Here is a 12,863-nt window from a genome sequence, read left to right on the forward strand (position 1 = left end):
AATCAATGATCAAACATCATGTTATCTCGTATAGAATAATTTTAGCTAAGATATTACATTTCCTCGCATTTTAATAAAAAGAAAATTTATGAAAAGTTTCGAAAAAATGCGAATTGTAAATCCCAATGTGGCAGGAATTAATGTCGGATCACGTTCTCATTTTGTAGCCATAGGACAAGATAAAATCAAATTAGAGATTTTAATTTTTATCAATTACTTAAAATAAGTTAGATAGAATTACACATTAGACCCGAGCGTAGCGAATAGACGAAGTAAATCTATTCCACTTTATTTTTCTTCCAATTCAAGCACGTACTCAAATTTTAATCATCAAAATAGTTCACTATTTCTTCTTCTAAAATTTTCCGTGAGCACTTGAATTTATTGAAAAATTTTGTTTCACAACGAAGTCTAATGCGTAATCTGGGTTTAATAAGTTGAAAAATCTTACATTGTAATTTGGTGTTTTTATTAAAAATGTGTTTTTTTATAGTATTGTGTATTTTTTAAATCAAATAATTATATATTTGGCAAGTATTAACCCAAAAAACAACTAAATATGAAAAAAAGAATACTGCCCAGTTTCTTTCTTTTGTTTGGAGTGGCTCTAGGCTATTCTCAACATCTTGGAGATGTAAGTATATCAAAAGAAAAACAACCTGATAAAAAGCTTTCTAAAAAAGAAGCTAAAATCCTCAGAAAAAAGCATGAGCAATTTTTAGCCCATAACAAAATTAATAGAGCCTTTTATCTATCGAAACAACAAAGAAAAGAAGAAGGTATTCCGCCTAATAAATATAATGAACAAGAATGGCTACTGACTATGAATCCTAGTTTAGGTAGACCGACTAATGAAAATATTGAAGTAATTCGAAAAGATTTAGAAAAAGCACGTCAACAAGCTTTAGCTCAACGTATACCTGGAGATGCTACAACAAATAATTGGATAGAACGTGGACCAAACAATGTGGGAGGACGTACAAGAGCCATGATTTTTGATCCAGGAGATGCTACAGGAAATACTGTCGTAGCAGGAGGTGTTAGTGGCGGATTATGGAGAAATAATAACATTGCTAGTTCTACTTCATCATGGACAAAAATTGATACTTTTCCTGAACATGTAAACGTTCAAAACATAGCGATAGATCCTAACAACTCCAATGTTTGGTATGTAGGTACAGGAGAGTCGTATGTTTTTGGAGATGTAAATGGAAATGGAATTTGGAAAACAACGGATAGAGGCGTTACATGGACCAGAGTTTATGGAGGTGGAGCGGTATCATCAACCGTGAAGAATTTACAAAATCTAGAAATTGTTGCGCCTTCTGCTGCTGCTACAATAAGAACATATTCTACTGGTTCTGCTACATGGCCAGGTGGAGCTATAAAAAATGTGTTTACAGCACCAATCGTTTTAATGGATGATGGAGTAGCTCCTACAGATGATGCGTGTAGTGCAACCACTCAGAATTACGCAGGTAAAATAGTTCTAATAAGAAGAGGAACTTGTTCTTTTGAATCAAAGGCAGTAATAGCTCAAAATGCTGGTGCAGTTGGAGTTATTATAATGAATAATGCTGCTGGAGGTGCTGTTTTTAATATGTCAGAAGATGCAGCTATTGTAGGAACAATTCCTAGTATTATGATTTCTAAAGAAGATGGCGATTTGCTTATTGCTAACTTAGCAAATTTAACAGGTACTATAAAACCTTCTGGACCTCTTGAGTTTTCTGGTTTAGAAGTTTCGGGTGTTCAGTTTGTAAATGATCTAGTTATCAAAAATAATGGAGGGACTTCTGAAATTTATGCTGCTATGGGAGACGGACAATATTCAGAATCTCGAAATGGGACCTTATTTAACGCATCTAATTTTGGTTTATATAAATCTACCAATGGAGGTAGTACTTGGACTAAATTAAATTTACCTACTTCAGTAGCGGGACATCCAACATGTCCTAATGATATTGAATTAGGGGCAGATGGTGATATTTGGGTTTCTTCTACTGATAGTTGGACTTATGGCGATGGTGGCGGTCGAGTATTTCAATCAACAGATAATGGAAATACTTTTAATTTACGTCATACAATTGTCGCTGAAGGAGGAGGAAAGCGTGTGGAAATTGAAGCATCTAATACCACTCCAGATAAAATTTATGTATTATCACAATTAAAAGATGATCCTAATACGGCAACACAAGTAGAGATACAATTGGCTCTAACAACGAATGGGTTTAACACGTCTCCTACAATTCTCTCATTACCTGCTGGAAATGAATCACGTGAGACTACTTATGGATTTACAGGACAACAGGCTTTTTATGATATGATGATTGAGTCAGATCCTGTAGATGATAAGATCTTATATGTAGGCGGTATAGATCTTTATAGAACAGCTAATGCTACGGGACCTGCTGTAACATGGAGTACTATTTCTAATTGGACTACCAATGTTCATTCTGATCAGCATGCTATGGTGTTTAAACCTGGTAATAGCAACGTAGCTCTTTTTGGAAATGATGGAGGAGTATATTACACAAGTAATGCTGCTAGTACCACAACTCCTGCTACAGCTAGAAATACAGGTTTTAACGTTACTCAATTTGTAGGAGTGGCCGTAATGCCAAATGGTATTACAGGTGTAGCTGGCGATTTTTTTGTAGCAGGTGCTCAAGATAATGGCTCTCAATATTATTCGGGATCTTCTACTGCAGCTAATTCTACTTTAGGAGCTGCTGCTGGAGTTAATAATACTTTTAGAGTTCAAGGTGGCGATGGGGGAAAACCATTATTTGATCAAGGATCTGATAAATATTACATTACAAACTATGTATATAATGATAGCATGATCCTTAGAAATGTAGGAAGTACTACAACTAAAACTTTAAATGATAGTACTTCTGGTGCAGGTTTATTTTACCCTGCTATGACTCTAGATTCTACAAATGATATTTTATATGCTGATTTTACTTTAAATGGAACTTATCAAGTAAGAAGATATTCTAATATCAAAGGAAACACACAAGTATCTCGAACTAATTTATCAAATGCTTTATTAACGGGTTATGCAACCGCATTAGCTACCGGAAAAGGAACACCTACTACCTTATATATAGGTACTATGAATGGTAAATTACTAAAAGTTACTGGAGCCAATGGATCTGCTCCTGTATGGTCTAACATAAGTGCTCCGAACTTTGTTGGGAGTGTGTCCGATATAGAATTTGGAGTTAATGATAATCAAATCTTCTTAACAATGCACAACTATGGTGTAAACAATATTTGGTACACGTCAAATGGAGGTACTAATTGGTATCAGTTAGATGGTAATTTACCAGATTTACCTGTAAAAGCTATTTTACAAAATCCTCTTAATACAGCTGAAGTTATGATTGGAACTGACTTAGGGGTTTGGTATGTTAGCAATTTTAATAGTGCGGCAACTAGTGATCAAGCATTAAATTGGAAGCAAGCTTATAACGGCATGAGAAATGTAAAAGTTACAGATTTAGATCTTCAAGCAAATTCACCAACAGCTCCTAATGCTTATAAAGTATATGCTGCTACTTATGGGAGAGGTGTTTTTTCAGGAAGTTTAACCGCCGCTTTGGGAGCAAAAACAGCTGAATTATTAGTAGAAAAAATAAATACAATTAAAGTTTATCCTACGGTTTCAGAAGGAAATGTAAAATTAACTTCTTCTAATAATTATGGTAAAACAAAAATTGAAGTGTTTGATATTACCGGTAAACGAATTTTAGAAAATTCGATTATAGTTGATGGTAATACAAATGAGTTGGATTTATCAAGTTTAACTCCTGGGAATTATATATTAAAGATGTCGGGTGACCATTTTGAAGAAACCGAAAAGATTGTAATTCAATAAAAAGAACTAAAAATTCGTCTAAATAAATTGAATTAAAATTTTAGCTAAATTTATAACTGATTTTGATAGAAATGAGCCCAATATTCGGGCTCATTTTTTTATCCCAAATTTTGGCTGAAATGTAAAAAGGCTTCCATTTGGAAGTCCTTTGAGACAATCAATGATCAAATACCATATTGTCTCATATAGAATAATTTTAGCAAAGATATTGCATTTCCTCGCATTTTAATAAAAAGAAAATTTATGAAGGTCTTGAAAAAATGCAAATTGTAAATTCCAATGTGACAGGAATTGATGTCGGAACCAGTAAAGATATAACGCATTGTATTTTAATAAGTTATGAAATTTATTTTTTCTAATGCCGAATCTGGGTTTATACTAACATTTGCAAAAAACCTAATCTGCTCTTTGAACAATACTTCATTCTTATTTACAAAACCATTTTTTAAATGATCTATAATAGTTAATTCTTTTGTAAGCGGATTTACAATAACATTATGCTCAAAACCAATTTCGCCTGTTACGACTATTTCACCTGTAACTTTTAAACCTGCTGCGTTAAGGTATTTTTTGATTTTGGAGTTATTAGGCGCGTTTTAATACACTTTAAACTCTGTTTCGCCCTCTGGAATGTAGAAATAACGATTACAAAATAATGGGCGCATACCTCCATCGTGATTTACTCTAGCCCATAATGCCGTATTACCTCTATATCTATAATCCTCTGTATTTTGCATTAAAGCCACTAGTTTACCATCTGAAAAAAAAACTAGTCTGTAATCCTTGATAGGTTGCATTTGAAAAGTATCATTCTTATATGCACTTAGCAATGTTTCCCACATATTTTTAATAGATTTTTCGTCTTGATATTTTGTAATAAATTGGTCTTTTAAATTTTCATAGGATAATTTGGCAATATTATCATACTCTTTATCTTGATAGATATTCCATACTTTTTGGTAAGCACTTAATAATTTAGCCTCAAGTTCTTTTTTATCCATTTTTCGCAAATCCTTTCCTTTTTCAAAGGCAGGATGTATTTCATAAGGCACTTTTACCTCTATCTCAAAACTACCTTCATAATAGGTTTTACCAGCTCCTACAAATTTTTCTTGACTATACTTCTCGCTGATTTTGACTTTGTCCATTGGAGTTTTATAATGATTATATTTAATGTCTGATGCATTTTCATTTTTTAAATCATAAGAGGCAAGAGTAATATCTAAATAAGATTCGTCTATTAATGTGTTATAAATATCATTATCAACTTTTCCAACTGGATACATTTTAAATTTAACAATTGCTTTTCCTGACTTAAAAATTTTTGGATTAATTACAAAAGCAGAACTGGAAGAAAAATATTTAAATTCTTTTCCAACTGGTATATCATTAACAAAAATTTCAAAAAAACTATAATTTGATTTATAATCTAATGTATAGATTTTTTCTGATGGGTAATGTTTTATGTTTTTAATGATTTCAGTTACTAGTGTATTTTCGTTAATTTCAGTATTTTGCATAGCCTGTTCTTTTTTACAATTTATTCCCAAACTAATTAAAGTCATTATTAAAATTATTTTTTTCATACTTATTTATTTTAATGGTTATTAAAGAGTTGTATAGTCATTAAGTCCAGTTCAAATGGTTCTAAAAGTGTAAAAGGAGTTGGTTTTCCATTATTAGTCTCACCATCGATTTCTCCAAAAATATCACTTTCCATTCCATAATTTCCATAATAAACACCTTTCATTCCTGAAAAAAACAATGTTTGTTTAAAAAATACACCTTTAGGTTTATAATTCGGATTACTTACATCAAAATCAACTCCATAAGAAATTTTTAATCCTAAAGTTCCATTAATTTCAATCTTTAAATTTGCTTCTATTTTATTTTGAAGATTAAAAACTTTAAATTCATTTTTATATTTCCCTGTAATCTTTGCATCAAATTTAATCTGCTCTTTGAACAATACTTCATTCTTATTTACAAAACCATTTTTTAAATGATCTATAATAGTTAATTCTTTTGTAAGCGGATTTACAATAACATTATGCTCAAAACCAATTTCGCCTGTTACTACTATTTCGCCTGTAACTTTTAAACCTGCTGCGTTAAGGTATTTTTTGATTTTGGAGTTATTAGGCGCGTTTTAATACACTTTAAACTCTGTTTCGCCCTCTGGAATGTAGAAATAACGATTTAAAAATAACGGTCTAGTACCAATACCATCTTTTACTTTAGCCCATAATGCTGTATTACCTCTGTAGTTATTATCTTTAGTAGTGAGCATCAAAGCAACTAGTTTACCATCTGCAAAAAAATCTAGTTTGTAATCCTTAATAGGTTGCATTTGAAAAGTATCACTTTTATATGATGTTAATAATGTATTCCAATAAAATTCAACATCTTCTTTAGATGCGTATTTACTTACTAATTCGTCTTTCATACTATCAAACGAAATTCTAGCAATATTATCATATTCTTTATTTTGAAATATATTCCATACTTTTTGGTAGGTACTCAATAATTTAGTTTCAAGCTCTTTTTTATCCATTTTTCGCAAATCCTTAGCTTTTTCAAATGCTGGATGAATCTCGTAGGGTACTTGTACATCTACATCAAAACTACCTTCATAATACGTTTTACCAGCACCTACAAATTTTTCCTCGCTGTATTTTTCGCTAATTTGTACTTTATTCATTGGGGTTTTGTAATGAGAATAAATTACGTCTGATGCTCTTTCATTCTTTAAATCATAAGATGCTAATTTAATTTCTAAATAACTATTATCTCTCAATACATTGTAAATATCATTATACACTTTTCCAACTGGATACATTTTGTATTTTACTTTATATTTTCCGCTCTTATATATCAATGGATTAATTTCAAAAGCAGAACTAGAAGAAAAATCATCAAAATCATTATCAAGAGGATAGTCATTAATAAAAACTTCAAAAAAACTATAACTTGACGTATAATCTAATGTATAGATTTTTTCCTCATCGTAATGTTTTATAGTTTTACATATTTCATTTACAATATTGTTTGCATTTACTTCTGAATATACCATTTTTGTTTCTTTTTTTACACAACTTACATTTGTTGATAATAATATTGAAATTAAAATTACTTTTTTCATTATTATTCTTTTTTGTTATGATTAAACATTTGAATTGTTATTAAATCGAGTTCAAAAGGTTCTAAAAGCGTAAAAGGTGTCGGGTTACCATTATTTGTTTGATATTCGTATTTACCATATTTACTATTTTGAGCTTTAAATTGCCCTTTATATGTTCCTTTCAAACCTGAAAAATATAATTTTTGATTTAAAAAAAGGCCTTGTTCATTTTCATATCCATATTTAATTTTTAACCCTATGGCCCCTTTCATATCAACTTCTAAATTACCCTCTATTTTATTTTGAAGATTAAAAACTTTAAATTCATTTTTATATTTCCCTGTAATCTTTGCATCAAATTTAATCTGCTCTTTGAACAATACTCCATTCTTATTTACAAAACCATTTTTTAAATGATCTATAATAGTTAATTCTTTTGTAAGCGGATTTACAATAACATTATGCTCAAAACCAATTTCGCCTGTTACGACTATTTCGCCTGTAACTTTTAAACCTGCTGCGTTAAGGTATTTTTTGATTTTGGAGTTATTAGGCGCGTTTTGCTTTAATTGTTCTTGTACTTGTGGATCGTTAGGCGTTTTGGCGTTGGCTATATCGATTCCTTTGTCCATCAAATCGAGCAAATCAAATTCTTTTTTTATCTCAACGGCTACTATTGGGTCTGCTTTTACATTGACTTCATAGAACATTGCCATATTGCGGTTGGCTAATTGTTTGTAGTACATCCCTGCATTTATGGCAATACTTGGCGGGATAATTTCTATATCTACACCGCCTTTCCGTTCTGCTATTTTTTCAAGGGCTTTTATTTTGCGTAAAACCTTTTGAATTTTCTCTGCTTTTCCTGTTAGGTTTCTACCTCTAGTTAAGTAAGTGATAATGATTTCTATAACTATCGTAAGTAATACCATGGCATATATAGCATAAGCAGCGGCATACCTAGTATATTTTGTTTGAGTAATTAAATTTACTTCTGTGCCTTTTAATACTAATACTTCGCCCGCTTTTTCTATATCACGGTCGTGTATAACGTGTGCACCATATTTGTATATTTCTGCTTCTTTCTCTATGTAATTAAATAATAAGTCTTGCGCAAATCTTGTGGGTAAGTATTTTAGTATTTTACCCATTAAAGAATTTCTAAATTCGTCTAAAACTGTTTTTATACCCTGCTCTAATTCTAGTTTTTTATCGTGAAAAAAGTAATCGCCTTTTTCTTTAAAATTATATTGCAAATTGGCAATCCAAACCAAATCTGGATATGCTTGTATTTCTAAAGTTGGGTAAGTTTTATCAGCAAAATAAGCGCAGGTGTTCAAAAGCGATAATTTTTAATACACTTTAAACTCTGTTTCGCCCTCTGGAATGTAGAAATAATCATAAAAAAATGTTGCTCTTGTTCTTTCATCTATTTTATATTTACCCCACAATGCTGTTTTTCCTCTGTTTCTTCTGTCATTGCTTGTTTGCATTAATACAACTAATTTACCTTCTGCTAAAAATGCTAATTTATAATCTTTTAGAGGTTGCATTTCAAAAGAGTCGGTTTTTAAACCAGTAACTGTATTATCCCAACCCTCTTGTATTCCGTCTTTATTTTCATATGTTGCTATAAATTCATCTTTAAGTTTATCGAACGAAATTCGTGCAATATCATCATATTGTTTGTTGTTATACACCTGCCATACTTCTTGATACTTCGCTAACAATTTTTGCTCTAATACTTTTTTATCCATTTTGCGTAAATCTTGCATTTTATCAAATCTTTGCAATTGGTAAGGTACTGTTGCCTCAAAAGTAAAACTACCCTCATAATACGTCTTGCCATAAGCAATAAATTTTTCTACCTTATTGCCATACTGGTCTTTGCTTGTTATTACTGGTGTTTTGAATTTTTGATAAACAATGTCTTCTGCTTCTTTGTTTTGCTTATCATAAGATTTTAATTGAAAACTTAAATAAGCATCTTCTGTGAATTTTTCAATAGTAGGATTATCAGGTTCGGCTGGATACATTCTAAACGTTAATTTTTGTGTACCACTCTTAAAAATACACTGATTAATTTCAAAGGCTGAACCTACTCTAGGTTCAAAAAAATCTTTATAGCAAGGAATATCATTTACAAGAATTTCAAAATAACAATCAAAATTCTCGTACCTAAATTTATATATTGTTTCAGAATTATAATGCTTTACTTCTTTGTTAATTTCTTCTATTATATTTTTAGCAGTAATATGCGGGTTTTGTGTAATCATAGTAATTTCTTTTTTTTGTGAACAACCGCCACAAAAAAAGCCTATAATTAAAACCAGTACTTTGATATTCATTCTAATACACTTTAAACTCGGTTTCGCCCTCTGGAATGTAGAAGTAATTTTTAAACATTGCTGCTCTAACTTTTCCATCTTCTTTAAATTTTGCCCACAATGCAGAACTTCCTCTATTTCTTTTATCAAGACTTGTTTGCATTAATGCTACACATTTACCATCAGCAAAAAACTCTAATTTATAATCTTTTAAAGGTTGCATTTCAAAAGTATCATTTTTAAAGGTGTTTATAAAAGAAGCCCAATTCTCTTTTACTCCTTCGTTCGTTTCATAACTTGAAATATATTCGTCTTTTAATTTATTATAAAAAATCCTTGCAATATCATCATACTGTTTATTGTTATACACCTGCCAAATCTCTTGATACTTCGCTAACAATTTTTGCTCCAATACTTTTTTATCCATTTTGCGTAAATCTTGCATTTTGTCAAACCCTTGCAATTGGTAAGGCACGGTTGCTTCAAAAGTAAAACTACCCTCGTAGTAAGTCTTGCCATTAGCAATAAATTTTTCAATTATATTACCATACTGGTCTTTACTTGTTGTTACTGGAGTTTTGAATTTTTGATATACCGCATCTTCTGCCCCTTTATTTTTATTATTATAAGACTCTAATTGAAAACTTAAATAGGCATCCTCCGTAAATTTTTCAATAGTAGGATTATCAGGGTCAGCTGGATACATTCTAAACGTTAATTTTTGTGTACCACTCTTAAAAATACATTGATTTATATCAAATCCTGAACTTGAACCTGGCTCTGAAAAATCTTTATAACAAGGGACATCATTTACAAATATTTCAAAATGACAGTCTAAACTTTCATAAGCAAATATATATACTTTTTCAACAGGATAATGTTTGACTTCTTTGTTAATTTCTTCAACTATATTTTTTGCAGTAATATGCGGATTTTGTGTAATCATAGTAATTTCTTTTTTTTGTGAACAACCGCCACAAAAAAAGCCTATAATTAAAACCAGTATTTTGATATTCATTTTAATACACTTTAAACTCTGTTTCGCCCTCTGGAATGTAGAAATAACGATTTAAAAATAACGGTCTAGTACCAATACCATCTTTTACTTTAGCCCATAATGCTGTATTACCTCTGTAGTTATTATCTTTAGTAGTGAGCATCAAAGCAACTAGTTTACCATCTGCAAAAAAATCTAGTTTGTAATCCTTAATAGGTTGCATTTGAAAAGTATCACTTTTATATGATGTTAATAATGTATTCCAATAAAATTCAACATCTTCTTTAGATGCGTATTTACTTACTAATTCGTCTTTCATACTATCAAACGAAATTCTAGCAATATTATCATATTCTTTATTTTGAAATATATTCCATACTTTTTGGTAGGTACTCAATAATTTAGTTTCAAGCTCTTTTTTATCCATTTTTCGCAAATCCTTAGCTTTTTCAAATGCTGGATGAATCTCGTAGGGTACTTGTACATCTACATCAAAACTACCTTCATAATACGTTTTACCAGCACCTACAAATTTTTCCTCGCTGTATTTTTCGCTAATTTGTACTTTATTCATTGGGGTTTTGTAATGAGAATAAATTACGTCTGATGCTCTTTCATTCTTTAAATCATAAGATGCTAATTTAATTTCTAAATAACTATTATCTCTCAATACATTGTAAATATCATTATACACTTTTCCAACTGGATACATTTTGTATTTTACTTTATATTTTCCGCTCTTATATATCAATGGATTAATTTCAAAAGCAGAACTAGAAGAAAAATCATCAAAATCATTATCAAGAGGATAGTCATTAATAAAAACTTCAAAAAAACTATAACTTGACGTATAATCTAATGTATAGATTTTTTCCTCATCGTAATGTTTTATAGTTTTACATATTTCATTTACAATATTGTTTGCATTTACTTCTGAATATACCATTTTTGTTTCTTTTTTTACACAACTTACATTTGTTGATAATAATATTGAAATTAAAATTACTTTTTTCATTATTATTCTTTTTTGTTATGATTAAACATTTGAATTGTTATTAAATCGAGTTCAAAAGGTTCTAAAAGCGTAAAAGGTGTCGGGTTACCATTATTTGTTTGATATTCGTATTTACCATATTTACTATTTTGAGCTTTAAATTGCCCTTTATATGTTCCTTTCAAACCTGAAAAATATAATTTTTGATTTAAAAAAAGACCTTGTTCATTTTCATATCCATATTTAATTTTTAATCCTATGGCCCCTTTCATATCAACTTCTAAATTACCCTCTATTTTATTTTGAAGATTAAAAACTTTAAATTCATTTTTATATTTCCCTGTAATCTTTGCATCAAATTTAATCTGCTCTTTGAACAATACTTCATTTTTATTTACAAAACCATTTTTTAAATGATCTATAATAGTTAATTCTTTTGTAAGCGGATTTACAATAACATTGTGCTCAAAACCAATTTCGCCTGTTACGCCTATTTCACCTGTAACTTTTAAACCTGCTGCGTTAAGGTATTTTTTGATTTTGGAGTTATTAGGCGCGTTTTAATACACTTTAAATTCGGTTTCGCCTTTTGGTAAATATAAATAATGCTTTATACTTGATATTTGATTTTTATATTTTCCAGCAAGTGCTGGTTCGTTTCTAAGTTTAGGTTCTTTTGATTGTGAAATTAAAGCAACTAAACGACCATCATAAAAAAACTCCATTTTATAATTTTCTATTGGTAACATTGTAAAATCATCACTCAATAAAATATTTTTATAAAGTTTCCAGTATCCTGCAACTTTTTCTTTATCTGCATAAGTGGTTTGAAATTCTAAAATTGTTTTGGCATAAATTAACTTTGCAATATCATCCGCATTCTTTTTTGCATAAACTTCTCTAATTTGATTATACTTTTCTAAAACCTTTTGCTCTAAATGCTTTTTATCAAGTTTTGTTAAGTCTTGAGCGTTTTCAAAATCGGGAGTTATATTGTATGGAACTTCTATTTCTATATCAAAATTGCCCTCGTAATATTTTTTTTCTGCCCCTACAAACTTTTCTTCATTATAACTTTTTCTAGTCTCATTTTTTTTACTCTGAGTTTTATAGTGTAAATATGTTACATCATCATTTTGCTTATTTTTTAAATCATAAGAGCGAACAAATAAATCTAAATAGGAATTATTATTTAAAACATCATAAGTCTGATTATCTACTATACCTCCTGAGTACATTTTGTATTTTACAGAATATTTACCACTCTTAAAGATAAAAGGGTTTAATTCAAATGCAGAACCTTTTGAAAAATCTGAAAAATTTTTTTCTATTTGTAAATCATTTATAAAAAATTCAAAAAAAATTAGATTAGCATTATAATCAATTGAATAAACCTTTTCAGATGGATAATGTTTAATTTGTTTTGAGATTTCCTCCACTAAATTTTTATCATTTATATGTGAATTTTGCATAATTATATTTTCTTTTTTACAATTTACTGTTAAACTAATTAAGACTATTGTTAAAATTATTTTTCTCAT

General features: G+C 29.8%; 11 protein-coding genes. 2 read left to right on the forward strand and 9 right to left on the reverse strand.

Features of this window, described 5'->3' with window-relative positions:
• Window positions 1-88 precede the first annotated feature (88 nt).
• Window positions 89-226, forward strand: a complete 138-nt coding sequence (locus tag NAB20_RS04930) for a hypothetical protein (protein ID WP_375605616.1) — start codon at window positions 89-91, stop codon at window positions 224-226.
• A gap of 333 nt (window positions 227-559) precedes the next feature.
• Window positions 560-3,883: a PA domain-containing protein gene (locus NAB20_RS04935; protein ID WP_375605617.1), complete on the forward strand. Its 3,324-nt coding sequence runs from the start codon at window positions 560-562 to the stop codon at window positions 3,881-3,883.
• Window positions 3,884-4,479: 596 nt separating this feature from the next.
• Here the strand turns inward: NAB20_RS04935 and NAB20_RS04940 are convergent.
• From NAB20_RS04940 to NAB20_RS04980, 9 genes are all read right to left on the reverse strand, one after another.
• Window positions 4,480-5,469 (reverse strand): hypothetical protein, encoded by a 990-nt coding sequence (locus NAB20_RS04940; RefSeq protein ID WP_235878684.1) that lies wholly within the window; start codon window positions 5,467-5,469, stop codon window positions 4,480-4,482.
• Window positions 5,470-5,480: 11 nt separating this feature from the next.
• Window positions 5,481-5,852 (reverse strand): hypothetical protein, encoded by a 372-nt coding sequence (locus tag NAB20_RS04945; protein ID WP_235819722.1) that lies wholly within the window; start codon window positions 5,850-5,852, stop codon window positions 5,481-5,483.
• Between the two features lie 180 nt (window positions 5,853-6,032).
• Window positions 6,033-7,025: a hypothetical protein gene (locus NAB20_RS04950; RefSeq protein ID WP_235878683.1), complete on the reverse strand. Its 993-nt coding sequence runs from the start codon at window positions 7,023-7,025 to the stop codon at window positions 6,033-6,035.
• 2 nt (window positions 7,026-7,027) lie between these two features.
• On the reverse strand, window positions 7,028-8,344 hold the full coding sequence (locus NAB20_RS04955; protein WP_375605618.1) for a hypothetical protein: 1,317 nt from the start codon (window positions 8,342-8,344) through the stop codon (window positions 7,028-7,030).
• Between the two features lie 12 nt (window positions 8,345-8,356).
• Window positions 8,357-9,352, reverse strand: a complete 996-nt coding sequence (locus tag NAB20_RS04960; RefSeq protein ID WP_375605619.1) for a hypothetical protein — start codon at window positions 9,350-9,352, stop codon at window positions 8,357-8,359.
• Window position 9,353: 1 nt separating this feature from the next.
• On the reverse strand, window positions 9,354-10,349 hold the full coding sequence (locus NAB20_RS04965) for a hypothetical protein (RefSeq protein ID WP_375605620.1): 996 nt from the start codon (window positions 10,347-10,349) through the stop codon (window positions 9,354-9,356).
• A 1-nt stretch (window position 10,350) separates the two neighbouring features.
• Window positions 10,351-11,343, reverse strand: a complete 993-nt coding sequence (locus NAB20_RS04970; protein ID WP_235878683.1) for a hypothetical protein — start codon at window positions 11,341-11,343, stop codon at window positions 10,351-10,353.
• Window positions 11,344-11,345: 2 nt separating this feature from the next.
• On the reverse strand, window positions 11,346-11,702 hold the full coding sequence (locus NAB20_RS04975; protein ID WP_375605621.1) for a hypothetical protein: 357 nt from the start codon (window positions 11,700-11,702) through the stop codon (window positions 11,346-11,348).
• A 180-nt stretch (window positions 11,703-11,882) separates the two neighbouring features.
• On the reverse strand, window positions 11,883-12,863 hold the full coding sequence (locus tag NAB20_RS04980; RefSeq protein ID WP_375605622.1) for a hypothetical protein: 981 nt from the start codon (window positions 12,861-12,863) through the stop codon (window positions 11,883-11,885).

Origin of the sequence: Flavobacterium davisii (assembly GCF_042182265.1) — a bacterium.
GTDB classification, from domain to species: Bacteria; Bacteroidota; Bacteroidia; order Flavobacteriales; family Flavobacteriaceae; genus Flavobacterium; species Flavobacterium davisii.

Coding starts and splice junctions, on each gene's coding strand:
- NAB20_RS04965 (WP_375605620.1), bottom strand. CDS start 10,349: ATGAATATCAAAATACTGGTTTTAATTATAGGCTTTTTTTGTGGCGGT.
- NAB20_RS04960 (WP_375605619.1), bottom strand. CDS start 9,352: ATGAATATCAAAGTACTGGTTTTAATTATAGGCTTTTTTTGTGGCGGT.
- NAB20_RS04940 (WP_235878684.1), bottom strand. CDS start 5,469: ATGAAAAAAATAATTTTAATAATGACTTTAATTAGTTTGGGAATAAAT.
- NAB20_RS04930 (WP_375605616.1), top strand. CDS start 89: ATGAAAAGTTTCGAAAAAATGCGAATTGTAAATCCCAATGTGGCAGGA.
- NAB20_RS04980 (WP_375605622.1), bottom strand. CDS start 12,863: ATGAGAAAAATAATTTTAACAATAGTCTTAATTAGTTTAACAGTAAAT.
- NAB20_RS04935 (WP_375605617.1), top strand. CDS start 560: ATGAAAAAAAGAATACTGCCCAGTTTCTTTCTTTTGTTTGGAGTGGCT.
- NAB20_RS04950 (WP_235878683.1), bottom strand. CDS start 7,025: ATGAAAAAAGTAATTTTAATTTCAATATTATTATCAACAAATGTAAGT.
- NAB20_RS04970 (WP_235878683.1), bottom strand. CDS start 11,343: ATGAAAAAAGTAATTTTAATTTCAATATTATTATCAACAAATGTAAGT.